This is a genomic window from Nocardia sp. NPDC050718 (assembly GCF_040654235.1).
GTDB lineage: Bacteria > Actinomycetota > Actinomycetes > Mycobacteriales > Mycobacteriaceae > Nocardia.
Genome location: NZ_JBFAHQ010000002.1, coordinates 283,553 through 307,330 on the forward strand (window position 1 = coordinate 283,553; position 23,778 = coordinate 307,330).

General features: G+C 70.5%; 21 protein-coding genes and 2 pseudogenes. 18 read left to right on the forward strand and 5 right to left on the reverse strand.

What is annotated here, in order from left to right:
• Nucleotides 1-110: 110 nt before the first annotated feature.
• From recA to AB0H54_RS10805, 9 genes and pseudogenes are all read left to right on the forward strand, one after another.
• A complete protein-coding gene (gene recA, locus AB0H54_RS10765) occupies nt 111-1,148 on the forward strand; it encodes a recombinase RecA (RefSeq protein WP_019048052.1) in 1,038 nt (345 codons plus the stop codon).
• A 528-nt stretch (nt 1,149-1,676) separates the two neighbouring features.
• Nucleotides 1,677-2,111: pseudogene (locus tag AB0H54_RS10770) on the forward strand (regulatory protein RecX); the annotation flags it as partial.
• Between the two features lie 288 nt (nt 2,112-2,399).
• Nucleotides 2,400-2,570, forward strand: a pseudogene (locus tag AB0H54_RS10775) (recombination regulator RecX); the annotation flags it as partial.
• Between the two features lie 416 nt (nt 2,571-2,986).
• Nucleotides 2,987-3,637 carry an ABC transporter permease gene (locus tag AB0H54_RS10780; protein WP_357345701.1) on the forward strand — a complete coding sequence of 217 codons (651 nt, stop codon included), beginning with the start codon at nt 2,987-2,989 and terminating at the stop codon, nt 3,635-3,637.
• Nucleotides 3,630-4,802 (forward strand): ATP-binding cassette domain-containing protein, encoded by a 1,173-nt coding sequence (locus tag AB0H54_RS10785; RefSeq protein WP_357344643.1) that lies wholly within the window; start codon nt 3,630-3,632, stop codon nt 4,800-4,802. Before AB0H54_RS10780 ends, AB0H54_RS10785 begins: the two co-directional genes overlap by 8 nt.
• Nucleotides 4,799-5,566, forward strand: a complete 768-nt coding sequence (locus AB0H54_RS10790; RefSeq protein WP_357344645.1) for an ABC transporter permease — start codon at nt 4,799-4,801, stop codon at nt 5,564-5,566. The genes AB0H54_RS10785 and AB0H54_RS10790 overlap by 4 nt, the downstream gene beginning before the upstream one ends.
• The gene (locus AB0H54_RS10795; protein WP_357344647.1) at nt 5,563-6,531 is read left to right on the forward strand and encodes a glycine betaine ABC transporter substrate-binding protein; all 969 of its coding nucleotides are present in this window, start codon (nt 5,563-5,565) and stop codon (nt 6,529-6,531) included. The genes AB0H54_RS10790 and AB0H54_RS10795 overlap by 4 nt, the downstream gene beginning before the upstream one ends.
• A gap of 175 nt (nt 6,532-6,706) precedes the next feature.
• Nucleotides 6,707-7,567 carry a 3-hydroxyacyl-CoA dehydrogenase gene (locus tag AB0H54_RS10800; RefSeq protein WP_357344649.1) on the forward strand — a complete coding sequence of 287 codons (861 nt, stop codon included), beginning with the start codon at nt 6,707-6,709 and terminating at the stop codon, nt 7,565-7,567.
• Between the two features lie 38 nt (nt 7,568-7,605).
• Nucleotides 7,606-9,372, forward strand: a complete 1,767-nt coding sequence (locus AB0H54_RS10805; protein WP_357344651.1) for an oleate hydratase — start codon at nt 7,606-7,608, stop codon at nt 9,370-9,372.
• Nucleotides 9,373-9,431: 59 nt separating this feature from the next.
• On the opposite strand, the gene AB0H54_RS10810 is transcribed toward AB0H54_RS10805, so the two are convergent.
• The 4 genes from AB0H54_RS10810 to AB0H54_RS10825 form a co-directional block, all read right to left on the reverse strand.
• Nucleotides 9,432-10,325 (reverse strand): amino acid ABC transporter permease, encoded by an 894-nt coding sequence (locus tag AB0H54_RS10810; protein ID WP_355277672.1) that lies wholly within the window; start codon nt 10,323-10,325, stop codon nt 9,432-9,434.
• The gene (locus AB0H54_RS10815) at nt 10,322-10,993 is read right to left on the reverse strand and encodes an amino acid ABC transporter permease (protein WP_355277669.1); all 672 of its coding nucleotides are present in this window, start codon (nt 10,991-10,993) and stop codon (nt 10,322-10,324) included. The genes AB0H54_RS10810 and AB0H54_RS10815 overlap by 4 nt, the downstream gene beginning before the upstream one ends.
• Before the next feature lie 92 nt (nt 10,994-11,085).
• Entirely contained in the window at nt 11,086-11,922 is an 837-nt protein-coding gene (locus AB0H54_RS10820) for a glutamate ABC transporter substrate-binding protein (protein ID WP_355277667.1), read from the reverse strand.
• Nucleotides 11,923-11,954: 32 nt separating this feature from the next.
• Nucleotides 11,955-12,683: an amino acid ABC transporter ATP-binding protein gene (locus tag AB0H54_RS10825; protein WP_355277854.1), complete on the reverse strand. Its 729-nt coding sequence runs from the start codon at nt 12,681-12,683 to the stop codon at nt 11,955-11,957.
• Between the two features lie 223 nt (nt 12,684-12,906).
• Here AB0H54_RS10825 and miaB point away from each other — a divergent pair, with 223 nt between their 5' ends.
• Entirely contained in the window at nt 12,907-14,448 is a 1,542-nt protein-coding gene (miaB, locus tag AB0H54_RS10830) for a tRNA (N6-isopentenyl adenosine(37)-C2)-methylthiotransferase MiaB (RefSeq protein ID WP_357344654.1), read from the forward strand.
• A gap of 137 nt (nt 14,449-14,585) precedes the next feature.
• Nucleotides 14,586-15,164 carry a hypothetical protein gene (locus AB0H54_RS10835; protein WP_357344656.1) on the forward strand — a complete coding sequence of 193 codons (579 nt, stop codon included), beginning with the start codon at nt 14,586-14,588 and terminating at the stop codon, nt 15,162-15,164.
• 51 nt (nt 15,165-15,215) lie between these two features.
• Here AB0H54_RS10835 and AB0H54_RS10840 read toward each other — a convergent pair whose 3' ends face one another.
• Entirely contained in the window at nt 15,216-16,595 is a 1,380-nt protein-coding gene (locus tag AB0H54_RS10840; RefSeq protein ID WP_357344658.1) for a DUF349 domain-containing protein, read from the reverse strand.
• Nucleotides 16,596-16,858: 263 nt separating this feature from the next.
• On the opposite strand from AB0H54_RS10840, the gene AB0H54_RS10845 reads away from it, so the two are divergent.
• The 7 genes from AB0H54_RS10845 to AB0H54_RS10875 all read left to right on the forward strand — a co-directional run bounded on the left by AB0H54_RS10845 (nt 16,859) and on the right by AB0H54_RS10875 (nt 23,771).
• A complete protein-coding gene (locus AB0H54_RS10845) occupies nt 16,859-17,632 on the forward strand; it encodes a hypothetical protein (RefSeq protein WP_357344660.1) in 774 nt (257 codons plus the stop codon).
• Nucleotides 17,629-18,576 carry a tRNA (adenosine(37)-N6)-dimethylallyltransferase MiaA gene (gene miaA, locus AB0H54_RS10850; RefSeq protein WP_357344662.1) on the forward strand — a complete coding sequence of 316 codons (948 nt, stop codon included), beginning with the start codon at nt 17,629-17,631 and terminating at the stop codon, nt 18,574-18,576. The genes AB0H54_RS10845 and miaA overlap by 4 nt, the downstream gene beginning before the upstream one ends.
• 8 nt (nt 18,577-18,584) lie before the next feature.
• Nucleotides 18,585-19,409, forward strand: a complete 825-nt coding sequence (locus tag AB0H54_RS10855) for a TrmH family RNA methyltransferase (RefSeq protein ID WP_357344664.1) — start codon at nt 18,585-18,587, stop codon at nt 19,407-19,409.
• Between the two features lie 43 nt (nt 19,410-19,452).
• Nucleotides 19,453-20,343 (forward strand): diaminopimelate epimerase, encoded by an 891-nt coding sequence (gene dapF / locus AB0H54_RS10860; RefSeq protein WP_357345703.1) that lies wholly within the window; start codon nt 19,453-19,455, stop codon nt 20,341-20,343.
• 163 nt (nt 20,344-20,506) lie between these two features.
• Entirely contained in the window at nt 20,507-21,937 is a 1,431-nt protein-coding gene (gene hflX / locus AB0H54_RS10865; RefSeq protein WP_355277849.1) for a GTPase HflX, read from the forward strand.
• Between the two features lie 127 nt (nt 21,938-22,064).
• On the forward strand, nt 22,065-22,937 hold the full coding sequence (locus AB0H54_RS10870) for a lysophospholipid acyltransferase family protein (RefSeq protein WP_357344666.1): 873 nt from the start codon (nt 22,065-22,067) through the stop codon (nt 22,935-22,937).
• Between the two features lie 90 nt (nt 22,938-23,027).
• A complete protein-coding gene (locus AB0H54_RS10875) occupies nt 23,028-23,771 on the forward strand; it encodes a pirin family protein (RefSeq protein ID WP_357344668.1) in 744 nt (247 codons plus the stop codon).
• Nucleotides 23,772-23,778: the final 7 nt, after the last annotated feature.

Consider the following 23,778-nt stretch of genomic DNA (forward strand, 5'->3'; position numbering starts at 1 on the left):
GCTTGACTCGAATGGGTGTTCGACTAATCTGAGCGCCAGAACTTGTCGGTGCCGGCCTCTACTGTGGGCGCCAACCAGAGAGACACTCACCTCGAGAAGGGGACCACATCATGGCACCGCAGGCCTACGATCGCGACAAAGCGCTGGAGCTGGCACTGGCGCAGGTGGAGAAGAGCTTCGGCAAGGGCGCGGTCATGCGTCTGGGCGAGGAGGCCCGCCAGCCCATCTCCGTCATCCCGACCGGCTCCATCGCGCTCGACGTCGCGCTCGGTATCGGCGGGTTGCCGCGCGGTCGCGTCGTCGAGATCTACGGCCCGGAATCCTCGGGTAAGACCACGGTCGCGCTGCACGCGGTGGCCAACGCCCAGGCCGCCGGCGGCGTCGCCGCGTTCATCGACGCCGAGCACGCGCTGGATCCCGACTACGCCCGCAAGCTGGGCGTCGACACCGACGCGTTGCTGGTCTCCCAGCCCGACACCGGTGAGCAGGCGCTCGAGATCGCCGACATGCTGGTGCGTTCCGGCGCCATCGACATCATCGTCATCGACTCCGTCGCCGCCCTGGTGCCGCGCGCCGAGATCGAGGGCGAGATGGGTGACAGCCACGTCGGTCTGCAGGCCCGCCTCATGAGCCAGGCGCTGCGCAAGATGACCGGTGCGCTCAACAGCTCGGGCACCACCGCCATCTTCATCAACCAGCTGCGCGAGAAGATCGGCGTCATGTTCGGCTCGCCGGAGACCACCACCGGTGGTAAGGCGCTGAAGTTCTACGCCTCCGTGCGCCTGGACGTGCGCCGCATCGAGACCCTCAAGGACGGCTCCGACGCGGTCGGCAACCGCACCCGCGTGAAGGTCGTCAAGAACAAGGTGAGCCCGCCGTTCAAGCAGGCCGAGTTCGACATCCTCTACGGCCAGGGCATCTCCAAGGAGGGCTCGCTCATCGACATGGGCGTCGAGCACGGCTTCATCCGCAAGTCCGGCTCCTGGTACACCTACGAGGGCGACCAGTTGGGCCAGGGCAAGGAGAACGCCCGCAAGTTCCTGCTGGAGAACACCGACGTGCGCGACGAGATCGAGAAGAAGATCAAGGAGAAGCTGGGCATCGGCGCCGACCTGACCGCCGAGGCCGACGCGCCCGCCGACTTCTAGCCGATGGGCTCGCCGACCTCCGGCGGCCGGGCGCCCCGCGACGCGGTGGATCCGGTCGAGGACATGCGCAGGCAGCTGGCCCGCCTCGGCATCGAGGTGGCGCCGGAACCGCCGCAGCGGCGAGACCGTCACCGCGACAGCGCGGACACCGAACTCGTCCGGTCGGCTCGGGTACACCGGGCCGAACTGGACGCCAGGGGAATTCGGTCGGGTGCGGGCGATCCGCAGCGCGCGCACCCGACCGGATTCGCCGATCATGATCAACCACACGATTCCGCTGCGCGGATCGGGGATGATCATGAAGAGTGGGGGAGCGGGGCACGGCCCCGCGGCGCCCGGCGCGGACGGAAGTCCGGCCGGCGCGAGAAAGACTCCCTGTCGACCGGCGTCGGTGGTGACGACGGGCGGCAGGTGGATCCGGTGGCGGCCGGATCCCAGCCGGGAGAGCCCGACAGGCGGGCCGGCACACGCCGGCTCGCCCCGGGCGACCGTCCGAAGGCGACCGTCGACCAGGCCAAGGACGCCTGCCTGAATCTGCTGGCGGTGCGCGCCCGCAGCCGGGCCGAGCTGGAGAAGCGCCTCGGGGAGAAGGGCTTCCGGCTCGAGGTGACCGCGGCCGCGCTCGACCGGCTCGCCGAAGTCGGCCTCGTCGACGACGGTTCCTTCGCCGAACAGTGGGTGCACGAGCGCCATACGTACTCCGGCCGCGGAAAGCGCGCTCTACAGCGCGAACTGCGCGACAAGGGCGTCGCCCCCGCCGAGGCCGAGAACGCGCTGGCGAGCGTCACCGACGACGCCGAACGCGCCCGCGCCACCGACCTGGTGCGCCGCAAACTGACCACCCTGTCCCGAGACCTGGACCGCGACAAGGCCGTCCGCCGTCTCGTCGGCATGCTGGCCCGGCGCGGTTACGACCAGTCCACGGCGTTCGCCGTCGTCACGGCCGAGCTCGCCGAGGCAGGCTTCGAACAGACACCCCCGCCGCCGCGCCGGGTGTCCGGGCTCGATTCGAGCGCGACCGGGCGGTCCCACGATCGCCGACGGCCCGAACGACCGGAGGATGATCCGTCGGACCACGCCGACAGTGAGACCGAGCCGGTCCCGGACGGCCGAGACCAGGGCATCCCGCGCCGAGACCGCTCCCGATGGTCACGCGCGGTCAGCACCCGGGCCGACAGCGAAGGACCCGGCGACACCGCCGACCCGGATCTGGTGCCCGACCGGCGCGCGCCGCGCCGCCCGGTCCCCGGCGACGATCAGGCCGCCGCCGACCTGGTCCGCCGCAAACTCCGCGCGATCCCCGCCGACCTCGACCGCGCCAAGGTCACCCGTCGCCTCGTCGACATGCTCGCCCGACGCGGCTACAGCCCCTCCGTTGCCTACGCGGTCGTCAAAGCCGAACTGGCCGAGGCCGATCGCTGAACCGGGGTGGCCGAACCTCGCTGGGTGCGCTGCCCGCGCGAGAACACCGAGCCGGTGGCCGACACGCCGAAGCGTTGTCCGTGCGAGAACGCTGGATCACGCGGGTGTCCCGTCGCCTCCGCACCGCGGACGCCCGACGCCGCGCAACGCGGGGTCCGCCCGACGACCGCGATGCCGGAACACTGTCGGCCGCAGCGGCGAGCTACTGCCGCACGGCCGGTGCCGGGAACAGCCCCCGTGCGGGAGGCGCGGCGCGTAGGATGATTCGGCGCCGGCGAAACGTGGTTTCGCGCAGGCAGATTCGAGCGTCGCAGACTGCGGCGGGGGTGTGGTGACGGGGTGTTTCACCCGAGGTCGGGGTGGGCATTCCGGGGGACAGGGCCCGGTGTGGCCGCCGAACTACGGGGAGGTGGACCCTGGACGCGTTGTGGTCGTTCGTGGTGAACCGGCGCGAGCAGTTGCTGGTCGATTCGTTTCTGCACGTGTCGGCGGTGGTGCAGTCGCTGGCGCTGGCGACGATCGTCGCGGTGCTCGTCGGGGTGCTCGTGTACCGGAGCCCGCTCGGCTCCGCGGCGGCGACCGCGAGCGCGGGGGCGATCCTCACCGTCCCGTCGTTCGCGCTGCTCGGCCTGCTGATCCCGTTCCTCGGCCTCGGGGTCGGGCCGACGATCGTGGCGCTGGTGCTGTACGCGCTGCTGCCGATCCTGCGCAACACCGTGCTCGGGCTGGCGTCGGTGGATCCGGCGGTGATCGACGCCGCGCGCGGTGTGGGGATGAACCGGCTGCGGCTGCTGACCGCGATCGAGCTGCCGCTGGCGTGGCCGTCGATCCTGGCCGGGATGCGGGTCAGCACCCAGATGATCATGGGCATCCTGGCCCTGGCCGCGTACGCGAAAGGCCCCGGCCTCGGCAATCTCATCTTCTCCGGGCTCTCGCGCCTGGGCAGCCCGAACGCGGTGCCGCAGGCACTGACGGGGACCGTGCTCATCGTCGTGCTCGCACTCGCGCTCGACGGCGTCCTGATGCTGCTCGGCCGGCTCACCATCTCGAGGGGAATTCGTGACTGACACCGACACCACCACCGGCACCGCCGCGGTCTCCGGGGTCGAGATCGTGCTCGACCGGGTCACCAAGCGCTATCCCGACCAGCCCGATCCGGCGGTCGAGGAGGTCAGCATGACCATCCCGGCCGGGGAGATCGTCGTCCTGGTCGGGCCCTCCGGGTGCGGCAAGACCACCACCATGCGGATGATCAACCGGCTGATCGAGCCGACCTCGGGCACCGTCACCATCGGCGGCCGCGACGCCGCCGCCATCGACGCCGACGAATTGCGCCGTGGCATCGGCTATTCCATCCAGCAGGCCGGGCTGTTCCCGCACCTGACCGTCGCCAGGAACATCGCCACGGTGCCGGGCCTGCTCGGCTGGGACCGCAAGCGCACCCAGGCCCGCGTGGACGAGATGCTCGGCCTCGTCGGCCTCGACCCCGCCGTGTACCGGGGCCGCTACCCGCGCCAGCTCTCCGGCGGGCAGCAGCAGCGCGTCGGGGTGGCCAGGGCGCTGGCGGCCGATCCGCCGGTCCTGCTGATGGACGAGCCGTTCGGCGCCGTCGATCCGATCACCCGCGCGCTGCTCCAGGACGAATTGCTGCGCCTGCAGGGCGAACTCGGCAAGACCATCGTCTTCGTCACCCACGATTTCGGTGAGGCCGTGAAACTCGGCGACCGGATCGCCGTCCTGGGCGAGCGGTCCCGCATCCTCCAGTACGACACCCCGGCGGCGATCCTGGCCGCCCCCGCCGACGACACCGTCGCCGGGTTCGTCGGCAACACCGCCACCATCGACCGCCTCGGTCTCGCCGTCCTCGCCGACCTGGACCTGGACCAGGGCATCGCCGTCCCCGAGGACACCGCCCCGGCCGACCTCACCGACCGCCTGCGCACCGCGCGGCAGGACTGGGGCATCGTCCTCGCCGCCGACCGCACCCCGGCCCGCCGGATCGCGGCGGGTGAACTCGCGCACGCGAATTCACTGCGCGACCTCGGAACCCCGATCCGGACCACACTGCCCACCGACGCCACCCTCCAGGACGCGCTCGCGATCCTGCTCACCGAACGCACGGCCTCGGCCGTGGTCGTCGACAACACCGGCGCGTTCGCGGGCGTGGTCACCGTCGACACGCTGATCAGCCACCTGGCCGCCGCCGGGACCGCCGAGACGGTCCAGGCATGACCGCGAACGCGCCCGCCGCCCCCGCCGCGCAGCGGCGCGCCGAATTCCTGCGGCTGCTCGTGCAGCCGGTGATCGTGCTGATCCTCACCGTCGGCGTGCTGGTGTGGGCGTTCCGGCGCGACCTCACGCTCACCCAGCAGGCCAGCATCAGCGCAGGCAACATCGCCGAGGTCACCTGGCAGCACATCCTGATCACCGCCGCGGTGGTGATCATCGTCGTCGCGGTGGCGGTGCCGCTGGGCACGCTGCTCACCCGGCCCGGCTTCCGCGGGTTCGCGCCGATCTTCGTCGGCATCGCCAATATCGGGGCCTCGGCGCCCGCCATCGGCCTGATCGTGCTGTGCTACCTGGTCACCCGCACCACCGGATTCTGGGTGGGGGTCGCGCCGATCGCGTTCTGCTCGCTGCTGCCGGTGCTGCGCAACACGATCCTGGGCTACCAGGAGGTCGACCCGGCGCTGGTCGACGCCGGTCGCGGGCAGGGGATGTCGGCGGCGCAGGTGTTGCGGCGCATCGAGTTCCCGCTCGCGGTGCCCTACATCCTGGCCGGGCTGCGCACCTCGCTGGTGCTGGCCGTCGGCACCGCGACGCTGTCGTTCCTGGTGAGCGCGGGCGGGCTCGGCATCCTCATCGACACCGGCTACAAGCTGCGCGACACCGTCACCCTGACGGTGGGCGCGGTGCTGGCCGTGGCCCTTGCCCTGTTCGTCGACTGGCTGGGCGCACTGGCCGAACAGTTCCTCGGACCGAGGGGGTTGCGGTGAGGATCACCCGATGGCTCGGCGTGGCCGGGGTGCTGCTGCTGGCGAGTTGTGGTCTGCAGTCGGGCGGTTCGGTGCCGCTGCCGGTGGGACCGGGCAGCATCGTGGCCGTGCCCGCGCTCGACGGGGTCGCGGTCACCGTGGGCTCCAAGGACTTCACCGAGGCCAACATCCTCGGCTACCTGATCGAATTCGCGCTCACCGCGGCGGGCGCGAACGTGCGTGACCTGACCAATATCCAGGGCTCCAACAGCCTGCGCGACGCCCAGCTGCACGGTCAGGTCGACATCGCCTACGACTACACCGGCACGGGCTGGATCAACTACCTGGGCAACGAGACACCCGAACCCGACGAGGTACGCCAGTTCGAACTCGTCCGCGACGCCGACCGCGCCGAGCACGACATGGTGTGGGCCGCGATGGCGCCGATGAACAACACCTACGCCCTGGTCACCAGCAGGCGCACCGCCGAGGAGACCGGGGTGCGCACGCTGTCGGACTACGCGGCCCTGATCGCGAAGGACCCGGCCGCGGCCGGCACCTGCGTGGGCACCGAGTTCAACGTCCGCCAGGACGGCTACCCGGGAATGGCCCGCAAGTACGGCATCGATGTCGGTGCCGTGCCGAAACAGATCGTCCAGGACGCGCTCGTCTACCAGGCGACGGCCGACGCGAAGCAGTGCCGGTTCGGCTCGGTCGCCGCCACCGACGGCCGCATCCCGGCGCTGGATCTGGTGCTGCTCGCCGACGATCGCGGCTTCTTCCCGAAGTACAACGCCGCGCTGGTCATGCACGGCCCGTTCGCCGACGCGCACCCCGAAGTCGCGTCGATCATGGCGCCGATCTCCGCGCGGCTGACCAACGCGGTGATCACCGAGCTCAATCGCCAGGTCGACATCGGCGGCCGCGAACCGGCCGACGTCGCCCGCGACTGGATGGTCGCGGAGGGACTGGTCACCGCGGGCTGACCCACCGCGGCGGTGTGCCGAACTGTTACCGGCGTTCCGCCCGGGATGTCCGAAACGCGGGGCTTCTTCACACCGCGCGCTCAGCTTCCCGGGCCATGATGGACGGCGGTGGAGACACCGGCAACCGAAACGCGGAGCGGCGTGGGGGTCCGCTTCCCGACTGGGAGGATGACGCATGACGATCGAATTCCGCAGGGTGACCGTCCTGGGGACGGGGGTGCTCGGATCCCAGATCGCGTTCCAGACCGCCTTCCACGGCTTCGATGTGACCGCCTACGACATCGACGACAAGGCGATCACCGCGGCGCGTGCCCGATTCGACGAACTCGCCACGGTGTACCAGCAGGACGTCGACGGCGCCGACGCGAGCAACACCTCAGCGACCGCCGCGGGTATCACGCTCACCACCGATCTGGCCGTCGCCGCGAGCGAGGCGGACCTGATCATCGAGGCGGTGCCCGAGGTCCTCGAGATCAAGCGCGACCTCTACGGCAAGCTCGCGACGCTCGCGCCCGAACGCACCGTGTTCGCGACGAACTCCTCGACGCTGCTGCCCAGCGACATCGTCGACGCCACCGGCCGCCCCGACCGGTTCCTGGCGCTGCACTTCGCCAACCACGTCTGGAAGTTCAACACCGCCGAGGTGATGGGCACCGAGCGCACCGATCCGGCGGTGTTCCAGGCCGTGGTCGCGTTCGCCCGGGCCATCGGCATGGTTCCGATCGAATTGCACAAGGAGAAGGCGGGCTACGTCCTCAACTCGCTGCTCGTGCCGTTCCTGAACTCGGGCATCGAACTCGCCGCGGGCGGCTACGCCGAACCCGCCGCGGTCGACGAGACCTGGCGCATCGCCACCGGCGCCCCGATGGGCCCGTTCCAGATCCTCGACATCGTCGGCCTGAGCACCCCGTACAACATCCTGGTCAACGGCAACGACGCGCACAAGAAGCTCGCGGCCTGGCTCAAGGAGAACTACATCGACAAGGGCAAACTCGGCGCCGCCACCGGGGAGGGGTTCTACCGCTACACCGCTTAGTCCCGCTCGACATCGCCGCCAACGGACAGAGGAGTCGGATGTACTACAGCAGTGGTAACTACGAAGCGTTCGCCCGTCCGCGCAAACCCGAAGGGGTGGACCGCAAGTCGGCCTGGTTCGTCGGGGCCGGCCTGGCATCGCTGTCGGGCGCGGCCTTCCTGATCAGGGACGGGCAGCTGCCCGGGGACCGGATCACCGTCCTGGAACGGCTGGCACTGCCCGGCGGTGCGCTCGACGGCATCAGGGAACCGAAGAAGGGGTTCGTCATCCGCGGTGGGCGCGAGATGGAGAACCACTTCGAATGTCTGTGGGATCTCTACCGTTCGGTGCCCTCGATCGAGATCGATGGCGCCAGCGTGCTCGACGAGTTCTACTGGCTCAACAAGGACGACCCCAACTTCTCGTTGCAGCGCGCCACCGTGAAACGCGGCCAGGACGCGCACACCGACGGCCTGTTCACCCTCACCGACCGCGCGCAGAAGGACATCGTGAAGGTGTTCCTCGCCACCCGCGAGCAGATGGAGAACAAGCGCATCGACGAGGTGTTCGGCCCGGACTTCCTGGCCAGCAACTTCTGGCTGTACTGGCGCACCATGTTCGCGTTCGAGGAATGGCACAGCGCGCTCGAGATGAAGCTGTACCTGCACCGGTTCATCCACCACATCGGCGGCCTGCCGGACTTCTCGGCGCTGAAGTTCACCAAGTACAACCAGTACGAGTCGCTGGTGCTGCCGCTGTACCGATGGCTGCTCGACCAAGGGGTGCGGTTCCGCTTCGACACCGAGGTCACCGACGTCGATTTCGACATCAGCGGGCCGCGCAAGCAGGCCACCCGGCTGCACTGGGTGTCCGACGGCGTCGACGGCGGCGTCGATCTCACCGCCGACGACCTGCTGTTCGTCACCATCGGCTCGCTCACCGAGAACTCCGACGAGGGCGATCAGCACACCCCGGCGAAGCTCGACGAGGGCCCGGCCCCGGCCTGGGATCTGTGGCGGCGCATCGCGGCCAAGGACCCCGCGTTCGGGCATCCCGACGTCTTCGGCGGCCACATCCCGGAGACCAAATGGGAATCGGCCACGGTCACCACCCTCGACGAACGCATCCCGCGCTACATTCAGAAGATCTGCAAGCGTGACCCGTTCAGCGGCAAGGTGGTCACCGGCGGCATCGTGACGGTGCGGGATTCGTCCTGGCTGATGAGCTGGACGGTGAACCGGCAACCGCATTTCAAACAGCAGCCCGCCGACCAGATCGTGGTGTGGGTGTACGCGCTGTTCGTCGACAAGCCGGGCGATTTCGTGAAGAAGCCGATGCAGGACTGCACGGGTGCGGAGATCACCCAGGAATGGCTCTACCACCTGGGCGTGCCCGAGGCGGAGATCCCGGAGATGGCCGCCGACGCCGCGACCTGCGTGCCGGTGATGATGCCGTACGTGACGGCGTTCTTCATGCCCCGCCAGGCGGGCGACCGGCCCGAGGTGGTGCCCGCGGGCGCGGTGAACTTCGCCTTCATCGGCCAGTTCGCCGAGACCACCCGCGACTGCATCTTCACCACCGAGTACTCGGTGCGCACCGGCATGGAGGCGGCCTACCGGCTGCTCGACATCGAGCGCGGGGTGCCGGAGGTGTTCGCCTCCACCTACGACATCCGGTCGCTGCTGGCCGCCACCAGCCGCCTGCGCGACGGCGAGGAGATGAGCCTGCCCGGGCCGGATTTCGTCCGCCACCGGTTGCTGAAGAAGCTCGACGACACCGAGATCGGGCCGCTGCTGCGCGAATTCGGTCTCCTCGGCGAAGACTGACGAACACACCGCGGGGCCCGATCCGTCCGGACCGGGCCCCGCGGTGGGTCGTCGTCGAGCTAGTTCTTGGTGATGTCCACGCCGGGCGCGGCGTCGGTGACGATCGAGTCGGCGGCGACCACGGCACCGCCGCCCTTCTTGCGCCGCGACCGCAGCCGCTTCTCCAGCGTGGTCGCCAGGAAGGTCAGCGCCAGGTTCAGCGAGATCATGATCAGCGCCACGACCATGAGCGCGGGGATGGTGTTCTGCTGCGCGGCACCCTCCTGCTGACCGGCGCGCACCAGTTCCACATAGGTGATCTGGTAGCCCAGCGCGGTGTCCTTGAGCACCACCACCATCTGCGAGACCAGGGCGGGCAGCATCGCCGTGACCGCCTGCGGCAGCAGGATCAGGCGCATCAGCTGGGTCTTGCGCATGCCCAGCGCCACCGCGGCCTCGGTCTGGCCCTTGGGCAGCGACCGGATGCCCGCGCGCACGATCTCGGCGATGACCGAGGCGTTGTAGATGACCAGCGCGATGACGACCGCGGCCAGCGCCAGATCGTCGGACCGGAAGACCTTGTACTCGCCGAACACGGCGAACAGGAAGATCATCAGGATCAGCACGGGGATCGCCCTGGCCAGCTCGACGATCGCGCCCGCGATCCAGCGGACCCACTTGTGGTCCGACAACCGCAGGATGCCGAAGATCATGCCGAAGATCAGCGCGAACACGATCGAGATGACCGCCGCGGTCAGCGTGCCCCGCAGACCCGGCAGCAGGTAGGTCTCCCAGACACCCGCTTCCAGGAACGGCTTCCATTTCTCGGCGGTGAACTGGCCCTGCTCGGCGAACGCGTCGTAGAGCAGCCAGCCGAAGGCGGCCAGCGCGACGACGACCAGGACCGAGTAGAAGTGATGCCGGACGCGCGCGCGGGGGCCCGGCGCGTCGAACAGGACCGACGCTGCGCTCATCGGGCTACCTCGAATCGCTTGGCCAGCCAGCCGAAGAACAGGCCGGTCGGCAGGGTGAGAATGACGAACCCGAGGGCGAAGATCGCGCCGATCGCGAGCAGCGCGGCCTCGTTCTCGTTCATCTCGCTCATCAGGAACGCGGCCTCGCCGACGCCGATCACCGAGGCGATGGTCGAGTTCTTCGTCAGGGCGATCAGCACGCTGCCCAGCGGGGCGATGACCGCGCGGAAGGCCTGCGGCAGCACCACCAGGCGCAGGTTCTGCGCGAAGCCGAAGCCGAGCGAGCGGCCCGCCTCGGACTGGCCGAGCGGCACCGTGTTGATGCCCGCGCGCAGCGACTCGCAGACGAACGCCGCCGTGTAGACGCTCAGGCCGACGATCGCCCAGCGATAGTTGTTGTCCGCCAGCGAATCACCGGCCAGCTTCCAGCCCAGCGTGGTGTAGAGGCCGAGCGAGCAGAACACGATGATCAGCGTCAGCGGGGTGTTGCGGAAGATCGAGACGTAGACGGAGCCGACCCAGCGCGCGACCGGGATGGGGGACACGCGCATGCCGGCGACGAGGGTGCCGAGGACCAGCGCGCCGATCGCGGAGAAGAACGTCAGCTTGATGGTCACCCAGAAGGCGTCGAGGATTTCGGAGTCGTACCTCGAGATCAGGTCGAACACGGACGCGCGTCCTCCGATCGATGTGGAAGGGTCAGCAGGACTTCACCCGCGATGGCGGCCCGGGACGTCCCGGGCCGCCATCGCGGAGGTGATCAGTAGCGGTCGACGGTCGGCGGCTGCGGGATCGCGAAACCGGTGCCCGCGAAGGACTTCTCCAGCGCGGCCTTCCACGAACCGTCGGCGATCATCGCCTCGATCGCGTCGTTGATCTTGGTGCGCGCCTCGGACTCGCCCTTCTTGATACCGATGCCGTACTTCTCGGTGGTGAAGGGCTTGTTGACGAGCTTGTAGGAGCCCGGCGACTGCGCGGCGTAACCGGCGAGGATCACGTTGTCGGTGGTGACCGCGTCCATCGCGCCGCCACGCAGCGCCTCGATGCACAGCGAGTACGTGTCGTAGGTCTGCAGCTGCGCCTGCGGGTACTTGTCCTTGATGTTCTGCGCCGGGGTGGAGCCCTTGACCGAGCAGACCTTCTTGCCCGCGAGCGAGTCCGGGCCGGTGATGTCGGTGTTGTCGGCGCGCACCAGCAGGTCCTGGCCGGCGATGTAGTACGGGCCGGCGAAGTCGACCTTCTCCTTGCGCTTGTCGGTGATCGAGTAGGTCGCGACGACGTAGTCGACCTGACCGTTCTCGAGCAGCGTCTCGCGCTGCGCCGACGGCGACTCCTTGAAGGTGATGTTCTCCGGCTTCACGCCCAGCTTGTCGGCGACGTACTTGGCCACCTCGACGTCGAACCCGCTGTAGGTGCCGTCGGTGTTGCGCAGGCCGAGGCCCGGCTGGTCGAACTTGATGCCGACGGTCAGCTTGCCGTCCTTGGCGTGGTCGAGCACCGACCCCTCGTCACCGCCGCCGCAGCCCGCGGTGAGCGTGGCAGCCAATGCCAGTGCCGCGGCGCCGATTCCGACCCGCATCGCACGATTGATCCTCATCGAGTGTCCTTCTCCTGGTGATGGGTGGATGGTCAGTGACTGAGAATTTTGCCGAGGAAGTCCTTGGCACGGTCCGAGGCGGGCGCGGTGAAGAAGGTCTCGGGCGCGGTGTCCTCGACGATCTCGCCGTCGGCCATGAACAGCACGCGATCGCCCGCCCGGCGGGCGAAGCCCATCTCGTGGGTCACGACGAGCATCGTCATGCCCTCCTTGGCGAGCGAGACCATCACCTCGAGCACCTCGTTGACCATCTCCGGGTCCAGCGCCGAGGTGGGCTCGTCGAAGAGCATGACCTTCGGGTCCATCGCGAGCGAGCGGGCGATGGCCACGCGCTGCTGCTGACCACCCGAGAGCTGCGCCGGGTACTTCTCGGCCTGGTTGGCGATGCCGACCCGGTCCAGCAGGGCGAGCGCGTTCTTGCGCGCGTCGTCCTTCTTGATGCCGCGGACCTTCAGCGGCGCGAGCATGACGTTCTCGAGGATCGTCTTGTGCGCGAACAGATTGAACGACTGGAACACCATGCCGACCTCGGCGCGCAGCGCGGCCAGCGCCTTGCCTTCGGCGGGCAGGGCGACACCGTCGACGGCGATGTCGCCGGAGTCGATCGGTTCGAGCCGGTTGATCGTGCGGCACAGGGTGGACTTGCCCGAGCCCGAGGGGCCCAGGACGATCACGACCTGCCCGCGCGGAACTTCCAGGTTGATGTGGCGCAGAACGTGGAGATCACCGAAGTGTTTGTCCACGTTGCGCATCGAGATCATCGGCGGCGCGCCAGCAGTGGCTGCGGCGTCGGCTTTCCCGGTCGCGGGTGCGGCGTCGTCGGTCATGGTCAGAAACCTTAGGCGTTCTTCGGAGATTTGCCCGGCTTTCCGTGACTCGCCGCAACGGCACGCCGAAACGACACCGGCCGGTAACCTGCCGGTACCACGGGCGACTCCCGGACGCGACGCAGACCACCTCGGGTGCGGCCCGTACCCTGGACGGGTGGATTCGAACGGACAGAACGCGACGGAGCGCGCGCAGACGCAGACGCGCAGTTACGAGGTCCGCACCTTCGGCTGCCAGATGAACGTACACGACTCCGAACGCTTGTCCGGCCTGCTCGAAGACGCGGGCTATGTGAAGGCGGCGCCCTCGGACACCCCCGACCTGGTGGTGTTCAACACCTGCGCGGTGCGCGAGAACGCCGACAACAAGCTCTACGGCACCCTCGGGCACCTGGCGCCGGTCAAGCAGGGCAGGCCCGGCATGCAGATCGCCGTCGGCGGCTGCCTGGCGCAGAAGGACCGCGAGACCGTCGTGCGCAAGGCGCCCTGGGTCGACGTGGTGTTCGGCACGCACAACATCGGCTCGCTGCCGGTGCTGCTCGAGCGGGCAAGGCACAACGAGGAAGCCCAGGTCGAGATCCTGGAATCGCTCGAGGCGTTCCCCTCGACGCTGCCCGCCAAGCGGGAATCGGCCTATGCGGGCTGGGTGTCGATCTCGGTGGGCTGCAACAACACCTGCACCTTCTGTATCGTGCCCGCGCTGCGCGGCAAGGAGGTCGACCGCCGCCCCGGTGACGTGCTCGCCGAGGTGCAGGCCCTGGTCGACCAGGGTGTGCTCGAGGTGACGCTGCTCGGCCAGAACGTCAACTCCTACGGCGTGAACTTCGTCGACCCGGAGCAGCCGCGCGATCGCGGGGCCTTCGCCCAGCTGCTGCGCGCGACCGGGCAGATCGAGGGCCTGGAGCGGGTGCGGTTCACCTCCCCGCACCCGGCCGAGTTCACCGACGACGTCATCGAGGCGATGGCGCAGACCCCGACCGTGTGCCCACAGCTGCACATGCCGCTGCAATCCGGGTCGGACCGGGTGCTCAAGGCGATGCGCCGCTCCTACCGCAAGGAGCGCTTCCTCGGGATCATCGACAAGGTGCGCGCCGCGATGCCGCACGCCTCGATCACCACCGACATCATCGTCGGCTTCCCCGGGGAGACCGAGGAGGACTTCCAGGAGACCCTGGACGTCGTGCGCCGGGCGCGGTTCACCAGCGCCTACACCTTCCAGTACTCCAAGCGGCCGGGGACACCCGCCGCCGAGCTGCCCGACCAGCTGCCCAAAGCCGTCGTGCAGGAGCGCTACGACCGGCTGATCGCGCTGCAGGAGCAGGTCTCGCTGGAGGCCAATCAGGCACTGATCGGCACCGAGGTGGAGCTGCTCGTCGCCGACGGCGCGGGCAAGAAGAACGCCGCCACCGCCCGGATGAGCGGCCGCGCGCGCGACGGCAGGCTGGTGCACTTCCGGCCCGGCGCCGACGCGGGGATCCGGCCGGGCGACCTCGTCGTCGTCGACATCACCGAGGCCGCGCCGCACCACCTGATCGCCGACGGCGTGGTGAAGTCGCACCGGCGCACCAGGGCGGGCGACGCGCACGAGCGCGGCGTGACGCCGAAGACCGAACCGATCGGCGTCGGCCTCGGGCTGCCGCGGATCGGCGCGCCCGCGGTCGAGCCGGTCAGCAGTGGCTGCTCGACCGGCTGCTCGTGACCGCGACGCCGGAGGAACCCGAATCTACTACCGGACGTAGTGGGTCGGGTGCCGGTGGCGCTGACGGGGATGGCACAGTAGAGCCCGGCGCACACGAGACCAGCAACGAGCAGCCTGCGGACAGGAGCGATGACGCGGTGAACCGGGTGGACGACAAGGAATTCGAACAGTTCCGCGGTGAACTCGACGCGGTGGAACGCCGCATCGCCGGCGAGATCGATCCCGGCGCGCGGGCGCTGGTCGTGGCGGGCGCGGTCTTCGCGCTGCTGATCTCCCTGGTGCTGCCGACGGCGGGCACCGCGCGCGGCTTCGACGTGCTGCTGAACACCGACGCCGCGGGCGTCGAGCACATCGGCCTGCCGTCGCGGATCTTCGTCTGGCTGGTCATCGTCTTCGGCGTCGGCTTCTCGCTGCTCGCGCTGACCACCCGCCGCTGGGTGCTGGCCTGGCTGGCCTGCGCCGGTTCGGCGGTCGCCAGCGTGTTCGGCGTGCTGTCGATCTGGCACCGGCAGACCCCGGGCCTGGGCAACTACGAGGGCGCGGGCCCCGGCATCGGCCTGATCCTGGGCACGATCGCGATCATGGTGCTCACCTTCCACTGGATCCGCGTCGTCTGGAGCCGGACCGCCGTGCAGCTCGCCGCCGAGGAACAGCGCCGCAACGCCGCGCGCGAGGCGGAGGAACGTGACCGCAAGCGCCTGACCGGCGAAGAGTAGTCCCCGAACGAAGAAACCCCCGACCGGACCGGTCGGGGGTTTCTTGCTGTCTCAGCGGTTGCTGACCGCGCCTTCGGCGGCCTCGGCCCATTCCCGCCACTGCTTGGCCTGCTCGAGCGCCTTCTCCGCGTCGCGCTTCTTGCCCGCCGCGGTGGCCTTGGCGGCCTGCTCCTCGAACTGGGCGACCCGCTCGCGGAACTGCGCGGCGCGCGCCACGGCCTCCGGATCGGTGCGCCGCCACTGCTGGTCGGCGGCGTCGCGCACGCGCTTCTCGATCGCGCGCAGCTTGCCTTCCAGCTCCTGCATGCGCTCGCGCGGCACCTTGCCGACGGCGTCCCACTTGTCCTGCAGTTCGCGCAGCGCGTTGCGGGCGGCGTCGAGCCCGGCGGCCGGGTCGATGTGCTCGTAGGCGCGCAGCAGCTCCTGCTTGGCGGTGGCGTTGTGCTCGAACTCGGCGTCGCGCTCGGAGACCGCCGCGTTGCGGGCGGCGAAGAACACGTCCTGGGCGCTCTTGAACCGCCGCCACAGCGCCTCGTCGGCCTCGCGCGGAGCGCGGCCCGCCGCCTTCCACTCGGTGAGCAGGTCGCGGAACACCGCGGCCGTGCCGGTCCAGTCGGTGGAGCCGGACAGCTCCTCGGCGCGCACGCACAGCTCTTCCTTGCGCGTCTTGGCCGAGGCGCGCTCGCGGTCGAGCTCGGCGAAGTGCGCGCCGCGGCGGCGGTTGAACGCCTCGCGGGCCTTGGAGTAGCGCTTCCACAGGGCGTCGTCGACCTTGCGGTCGACCCCGCGGATGGACTTCCACTCGTCGAGGATCTCGCGCAGCCGGTCGCCCGCGTGCTTCCACTGGGTGGACTCGGCGGCGATCTGCTCGGCCTCGGCGGCGAGGGCTTCCTTGCGCTCGGTGTGCTCGTGCCGGGCGCGCTCCTTCTCTTCCTTGGCGTGCGCGGCGGCTTCCTCGGAGTGCTCGGCGATCGCCTGTAGGCGCGCGGCCAGACCGTCGATGTCGCCGATGACGGCCGCGGTCGGCAGCGACTCGGCGATCGTCAGCGCGGCGGCCTTGGTCTTGCGGGCGTCGGCGCCCGCGGCCAGCCTGGCCTCGAGCAGCGCGACCTCGGTGGCCAGGTCGTCGAAGCGGCGGCCGAAGTGCTCGAGCCCCTCGGCGGCGTCGCCCGCCTGCCAGGACCCGATGATCCGCTCGCCGTCGGCGGTCTTGACCCACGCGGTGCCGTCCTCGTCGACGCGGCCCCACTTGCTGGGGTCGGTCACCGTCGGCACGACCACCGCGTGCGGATGCGGTTGATCGGGGCCCGGCGCCGGTTTCACGGCGTGAGGCTTCGGCGGACGCGGAGACTTTCCGCCGGGCTTGGGGGTACCGGACGGTCGCGGGCCCGGACCGGGGGTGGGCTTCGCGGTTCCGTTGCTGTCGGTCATTGCTCTCCGTCCCTGCCGCGCGTCACGGCTGCCTGGTTACGCCCTAGCACATCCCATTGAACCCGGTCGGAGCCGAGGAAACCATCGATCCGAGCGATCGGATGCCGGATTTCCTGGGATTTCGTCCCGGACGACGTGGGTAGTCGCACCTGAAAACACTAGCAATCTCGGTGGGCATCACCGCGCCGGACACTCGCAGACGCCTCCCTCGTCGCGGTGCGGCTGGTGCGGCCCCCCACCCGCGCTCCGGCTACGGTTACCCGGTGTTCTCGATAGCGGCCCTGGTCCCGTCGCCGCCGATGCTGGTGCCCGAACTGTGCGGGCGCCCGGTGGCGGCCGAAAGCGATCCCGACGACCCGACCGCGGTGCTGCGCGCCGCCGCCCTCGACGCCGCGGCCGCGCTCGCCGCCTCGGCCGACCGCTGGACGGTCCTCGGCGTCGGCGCGCACGACCAGAACTTCGCGGCCACGACCAGAGGGACGTTCCGTGGTTTCGGCGCCGACGTCGTCGTCGGGCTCGGCCCGGCGGGCCCGGATCCGGTCCCAGCAGACCCCCAGCTTCCGCTGCCGGTGCTGGTCGCCGGATGGTTGCGCGAGCGGGTCGCACCCGGGATCTCGGCGACGGCGCGGCTGCTCGCCGCCGACACCTCGCCGGCGGACTGCGTCCGCGCGGGCGCGGCGCTGCGGGCCGCGCTCGACGCCGATCCCGCTCCGCACGCGGTGCTCGTCGTCGCCGATGGCGCGGCGACGCTGACGGTCGGGGCGCCCGGCTACCTGGACGAGCGTGCGGCACCGGTCCAGGACGCGCTCGACGCCGCGCTGCGCGACGGCTCGCGCGCCGGTCTGGCCACGCTCGACCCCGCGCTGTGCGCGCAGCTGCTGCTCGACGGCCGGGCCGCCTACCAGGTACTCGGCGGTCTGTTCGCCGCCGATCCGGCCGATCCCCGGGTGCGTACCCTCTATCAGGGCGCACCCTATGGTGTCGGCTACGACGTGAGCGTGTGGGAACCCGGTGGGCAGGAAGGTAGCGGCGAGTGACGAGCAGGCCGGGGCGCCCCATCGCGGTCGTCGGCCCCACCGCCACCGGCAAGTCCGATCTGGCGCTCGACCTGGCCGAACGCCTCGACGGCGAGATCGTCAACATCGACGCGATGCAGCTCTACCGCGGCATGGACGTCGGCACCGCGAAACTGCCGCCGGACCAGCGCCGGGGCATCCCGCATCATCTGCTCGACGTCCTCGACGTCACCGAGACCGCGACGGTCGCCGCCTACCAGAGCGCCGCGAGCGCCGTCGTCGCGGACATCACGGCGCGCGGGCGCACCCCGGTCATCGTCGGGGGCTCGATGATGTACGTGCAGGCGCTGCTGGACCAGTGGGATTTCCCGGCCACCGACCCGGCGGTCCGCGCCCGCTGGGAGACGCTGCTGGCCGAGGGCGGTGTGGTGGCCGTGCACGCCGCGTTGCGCGCGGCCGATCCGGTCGCGGCCGCCACCATCCTGCCCACCGACGGCAGGCGGATGGTGCGCGCGCTCGAGGTCGTCGAGCTGACCGGGCAGCCGTTCGCCGCCTCGGCGCCGACCATCGGCACGCCGCGCTGGGACACCGTCATCCTCGGCGTCGACCGGGAGACCGCCGCGCTGGACGCCCGCATCGAGGCCCGCACGGCCCTCATGTTCGACACCGGTCTGGTCGAGGAGGTGCGCGGGCTGCTCGAGGTCGGCCTGCGCGCAGGCCAGACCGCCCGTCGCGCGATCGGCTACGCCCAGGTGCTGGCCCATCTCGACGGTGAGTACGACCTCGCCCACGCCCGCGAGCGCACCCTGATCGGCACCCGCCGGTACGTGCGCAGGCAGCGGTCGTGGTTCCGCCGCGATCCCCGGGTGGCCTGGGTCGACGGCGCCGATCCCGAGCTCGCCGCGACCGCGCTGGCCCTGCTCTCCACGCACCGAACAGACCCGACAGGACGGACAGCGCAGTGACGCGACGAGTGAGTACCCGCAACGCCTCGGTGCAGGTGTGGCAGGCCTACCTCAACAACCGGACGAAACGTCATCGTGACGGCCGGTTCCTCGTGCAGGGCGTGCGTCCGATCACCCAGGCGCTGGCCAACGACTGGCCGCTGGAGACCCTGCTCTACCGGCTGGGCACCCCCGAACTGTCCAGCTGGGCGCGCGAGGTGCTCGACACGGCCGACGTGCCACAGGTCGGGCTGGTGCCCGAGCTGATGGCCGAGCTGGGGGAGAAGGCGGCGAGCGTGCCGGAGATCGTCGCGGTCGCGGTGTCGCGCCAGCCGGACCTGGCCGACTACACGCCGGGCGAACCGGGCGAGGACGCGCCGGTCGTGGTCGTGTTCGATCGCCCGAACTCGCCGGGCAACCTGGGCACGCTGATCCGCTCGGCGGACGCCTTCGGCGCGTCGGGCGTGATCGTCACCGGCCACGGAGCCGACCAGTTCGACCCGCAGGCCGTGCGCGCCTCCACCGGCTCGTTGTTCGCGGTCCCCGTGCTGCGCGCGGCCGGGCCCGCCCAGGTGCTCGAGTTCCGCGACCGCCAGGTGGCCCGCGGCATCCCGACCCGCATCGTGGGCACCGACGAGGACGCGCCGAGCACCATCTACGACTACGACTTCACCGAGGCCACGATCCTGGTGGTCGGCAACGAGACCACCGGGATGAGCTCGGCCTGGGCCGAGGCGTGCGACGACCTGGTGACCATCCCGATCGGTGGCACCGCCAGCTCGCTGGGCGCGCCGTCGGCGGGCGCGATCAGCCTGTACGAGATCGCCCGCCAGCGGCGCACCTTCGCCCGGTAACGCGGCCCCCGGCGGCGCAGGGGAGAATAACGACGTGTCCGACATCGAATTCAGCAAAGGCCACGGCACCCAGAACGATTTCGTGGTGCTGCCCGACCCGCAGGTCCGGCTCGACCTGACCGTCGACCGGATCGCCGCGCTGTGCGATCGGCAGCGCGGTCTCGGCGCCGACGGCGTGCTGCGGGTCGCGACGGCGGGCGCGCTGGTCGAGGCGGGTGTCCTCGCCGCCCTCCCCGAGGGCGTCGCCGCCGCCGACTGGTTCATGGACTACCGCAACGCCGACGGCTCGATCGCCGAGATGTGCGGCAACGGCGTGCGAGTGTTCGCGCACTACCTCGCCGCGTCCGGGCTGGAATCGCGCACCGAGTTCGTGGTCGGCAGCCGCGCGGGCGCCCGGCCGGTCGTGGTGCACGCGGCCGGACCGGTCGACGGTGAGGTCACCGTCGACATGGGCGTCGTCCGGGAACTCGGGCCGTCCACCGCCACCCTGGGCGGCTGGGCGCTGTCGGGTATCGGCATCGATGTCGGCAATCCGCACCTGGCCTGCGTCGACGAGGGACTCACCGCCGACGCGCTGGCCAAGCTGGATCTGGCCGTCTCACCCGGCTTCGATCCCGACCTGTTCCCGCACGGGGTCAATGTCGAGATCCTCACCGCCCTCGGCCCCGACAACGCGGTCGACATGCGCGTCTACGAACGTGGCGTCGGCGAGACCCGGTCCTGCGGAACGGGAACCGTGGCCGCCGCGGCCGCCGCGCTGACCGCCGCCGGCGTCTCGGTGGGCACCGGATCCGGCGAGGTGACCGTGCGGGTCCCCGGCGGCCGGGTCCGGGTCACCGTCGATCGGGGCCGGGCGTGGTTGCGCGGTCCGTCGGTGCTGCTGGCCACCGGCACGCTGTCGCGGGACTGGTGGGACGCGCTGGAGCGCCGATAACCGGATGCACGGTGTCACCGTGACGTGGCAGCATAGAGGGCGTATGACGAAACCAGAAACCCCCACAGACCCCCACTCGACCGAGCACACCGCCGCGGCCGAGCCCGACGTGGCCGCCGATCGCGGCGACGTCGACGACGCGCTGGCCCGCCACGCGGCCCGTATGCGGCAGCCCGGCTGGTCCCCCGAACCCACCGTCGGCGAGATGCAGCTCGACGAGCGCTCCTCGCTGCGCCGCGTCGCCGGACTGTCGACCGAACTCACCGACATCACCGAGGTCGAATACCGGCAGCTGCGCCTGGAACGGGTCGTGCTGGTCGGGGTGTGGACCACCGGCAGCTCCGCGCAGGCCGAGGCGAGCATGGTCGAGCTGGCCGCGCTGGCCGAGACCGCGGGCTCGGAGGTCCTCGAAGGCCTGATCCAGCGCCGCGACAAGCCCGACCCGGCCACCTACATCGGTTCCGGCAAGGCCGAGGAACTGCGCACCGTGGTCCTCGAGACCGGCGCCGACACCGTGATCTGCGACGGTGAACTCACTCCGGCGCAGCTGACCGCGCTGGAGAAGGTCGTCAAGGTGAAGGTCATCGACCGCACCGCGCTGATCCTCGACATCTTCGCCCAGCACGCCACCTCGCGCGAGGGCAAGGCCCAGGTCGCGCTGGCGCAGATGGAGTACATGCTGCCCCGCCTGCGCGGCTGGGGTGAGTCGATGTCGCGGCAGGCCGGTGGTCGCGCGGGCAGCAACGGCGGTGTCGGTCTGCGTGGTCCTGGTGAGACCAAGATCGAAACCGACCGTCGCCGCATCCGCGAGCGGATGGCCAAGCTGCGCCGGGAGATCCGCGAGATGAAGACCGCGCGCGACACCATGCGCGCGCGCCGCGCCGGCAGCGGTGTCCCCGCGATCGCGATCGTCGGCTACACCAACGCGGGCAAGTCGAGCCTGATGAACGCGCTCACCGGCGCGGGCCTGCTGGTGCAGGACGCGCTGTTCGCCACCCTCGATCCGACCACCCGGCGGGCCGCGCTCGACGACGGCCGCGAGATGGTGTTCACCGACACCGTCGGCTTCGTCCGGCACCTGCCCACCCAGCTGGTCGAGGCGTTCCGCTCGACGCTGGAGGAGGTCACCGGCGCCGATCTGCTGCTGCACGTCGTCGACGGTTCCGATCCGCTGCCGCTCGAGCAGATCAAGGCGGTCCGCGAGGTGATCACCGACGTGATCAAGGAGCAGGGCACCGCCGCGCCGCCGGAACTGCTGGTGGTCAACAAGATCGACGCGGCCGACCCGAACGAGCTCACCCGGCTGCGCGGGCTGCTGCCCGACGCGGCCTTCGTCTCGGCGCAGACCGGTGCCGGAGTGGAGGAGCTGCGCGAGCGGCTCTCGGAGGTGCTCGGCGGGCTCGATGTCGACATCAGCGTGCTGCTGCCCTACAGCCGCGGCGATCTGCTGGCGCGCATCCACGCCGACGGCCGGATCATCACCTCCGAGCACGAGGAAGGCGGCACCAGGGTCCGCGCGCGGGTACCGCACGCGCTGGCCGCCGCCCTGTCGGAGTACGCGCACTCGGGCCCGGCGGAGGCCGTGCCGAACTGATCCGACCAGCGGGGTTTGCCGCGAGTTAGCGGTCAACGTCGATGCGACACAGCCATTTTCGGGCGCTATGGTCGATTGTCGACAGCAGGAGGGTGTTATGTCGAATGACCAGCGGGGTCCAGGAATTGTGAACGAGAACAGGGCGGGATCGGTCGAGCAGGGCGACCGGATCCTCTCCGACAACGCGCCGTTGAATCCGACGCCGAGCGAGTGGGAGATCCGCGCCTTCGAGGCGGTGTTCGCGCCTGTGCGCGCGTGGGCCAGTCCGCGGTTCTACGGTCTGGAGAACATCCCGGCCGAGGGGCCGGTATTGATCGTGGCCAACCACAATCTGCTCGGCGGGATCGACGCGCCGTTGCTGATGCCGGAGATCCTGCGGCAGCGTGGACGTTTGGTGCGCGGCCTGGCCGAGCACGTGCTGATGGTGCCCGGCGTGCGGGAGATCCTGCATCGCTTCGGCGCGGTGCGCGGCACCCGCAACAACTGCCTGGCGCTGCTGGAGCGGGGCGAGGCCGTGGTCGTGTTCCCCGGTGGCGGCCGGGAGGCGATCCGCCGCAAGGGTGAGAAGTACGTGCTCAAGTGGGAGGGCCGGACCGGCTTCGCGCGGATGGCGATCCAGGCGGGGGTGCCGATCGTGCCGCTGGCGATGATCGGTGTCGACGACGCGTTCGACATCGTCTTCGACGGCCAGCACCCGGTGATGCGCCCGCTGCGCTGGACCTGCAGCCTGCTCGGCATCAACCCCGAGCTGAATCCGCCGATGGTCAAGGGCATCGGCCCGACGCCGCTGCCCCGCCCGGAGCGGTTCTACTTCTCGGCGGGCGCGCCGATCGACCCGGCGCCCTGGCTCGAGGCCGACGATCTCGACGCCGCGGCCATCGATCTGCGTGATGTCGTGCGCAAGGGGCTCGAGGAAGAACTCCAGTTCCTGTTCAACGAACGCGAACGCGACTCCGGCCGCACCCTGATCGGTCGCCTGCGCGGCGCCCTGCCCTTCTGACCTTCGCCGGCCGGCGCCGTGGAATGCCCGCGGCGCCGCCCGCGTTACCCGCTATGCGGACCATAGTCCGGATGACGGAAGGTGACGACGATGGCGACGGCGCAGGTACAGGTGGTCCCGGGCGCGGAACGCGCGCACTGGTGGAACGCCTGGCTCGACTCCCGGCAGTCCTTCCCGGCGACGGGCAATTTCGTCCTCGAGGACAACGCGCACGGGCTGCTGCTGGTGCACAACGAGGACATCGTCGGCCCCGGTGAGGGCTTCGACACCCATCAGCACCGCGACACCGAGATCCTCACCTGGGTCCTGGAGGGCGCCGTGGTGCACCAGGACTCGGCCGGGCATTCCGGGGTGATCCATCCGGGCCTGGCCCAGCGGATGAGCGCGGGCACCGGCATCCGGCACTCCGAACGCAACGGCGCGGGCTACCGGGAACGCGAGCGCCTGCACGTCGTGCAGATGTGGATCCCGCCGGACACTCCCGGCGTCGGGCCGAGCTACCAGGAACTCGACATCGAGGACGCGCTGCGCCGCAACACCCTGATGCCCGTCGCCTCCGGCATGCCGCGCCACCGTGCCGACGCCGCGATCGGCATCGGCAACCGGCACGCCACCTTCCATGTGGCGCGGCTGGACCCGGGACACTCGATCGCCGTGCCCGACGCACCCTACGGGCACGTCTTCGTCGCCCGCGGCTCCGTCGACTTCGAGGACCACGGCGCGCTGGCGCAGGGCGACGCCGTGCGCCTGACCGCCACCGGCGGCCACCGCGTCACCGCGCTGACCGCCGCCGAACTGCTGATCTGGGAGATGGACGCGGCCGTGCGCGACTGAGCGCGCG

What these genes read in the sequence shown, in the direction of transcription:
- recA (WP_019048052.1), top strand. Translation starts at nt 111, where the DNA reads ATGGCACCGCAGGCCTACGATCGCGACAAAGCGCTGGAGCTGGCACTG.
- AB0H54_RS10790 (WP_357344645.1), top strand. Translation starts at nt 4,799, where the DNA reads ATGACCGCGAACGCGCCCGCCGCCCCCGCCGCGCAGCGGCGCGCCGAA.
- AB0H54_RS10800 (WP_357344649.1), top strand. Translation starts at nt 6,707, where the DNA reads ATGACGATCGAATTCCGCAGGGTGACCGTCCTGGGGACGGGGGTGCTC.
- AB0H54_RS10805 (WP_357344651.1), top strand. Translation starts at nt 7,606, where the DNA reads ATGTACTACAGCAGTGGTAACTACGAAGCGTTCGCCCGTCCGCGCAAA.
- AB0H54_RS10810 (WP_355277672.1), bottom strand. Translation starts at nt 10,325, where the DNA reads ATGAGCGCAGCGTCGGTCCTGTTCGACGCGCCGGGCCCCCGCGCGCGC.
- AB0H54_RS10820 (WP_355277667.1), bottom strand. Translation starts at nt 11,922, where the DNA reads ATGAGGATCAATCGTGCGATGCGGGTCGGAATCGGCGCCGCGGCACTG.
- AB0H54_RS10825 (WP_355277854.1), bottom strand. Translation starts at nt 12,683, where the DNA reads ATGATCTCGATGCGCAACGTGGACAAACACTTCGGTGATCTCCACGTT.
- AB0H54_RS10840 (WP_357344658.1), bottom strand. Translation starts at nt 16,595, where the DNA reads ATGACCGACAGCAACGGAACCGCGAAGCCCACCCCCGGTCCGGGCCCG.
- hflX (WP_355277849.1), top strand. Translation starts at nt 20,507, where the DNA reads ATGCGGCAGCCCGGCTGGTCCCCCGAACCCACCGTCGGCGAGATGCAG.
- AB0H54_RS10875 (WP_357344668.1), top strand. Translation starts at nt 23,028, where the DNA reads ATGGCGACGGCGCAGGTACAGGTGGTCCCGGGCGCGGAACGCGCGCAC.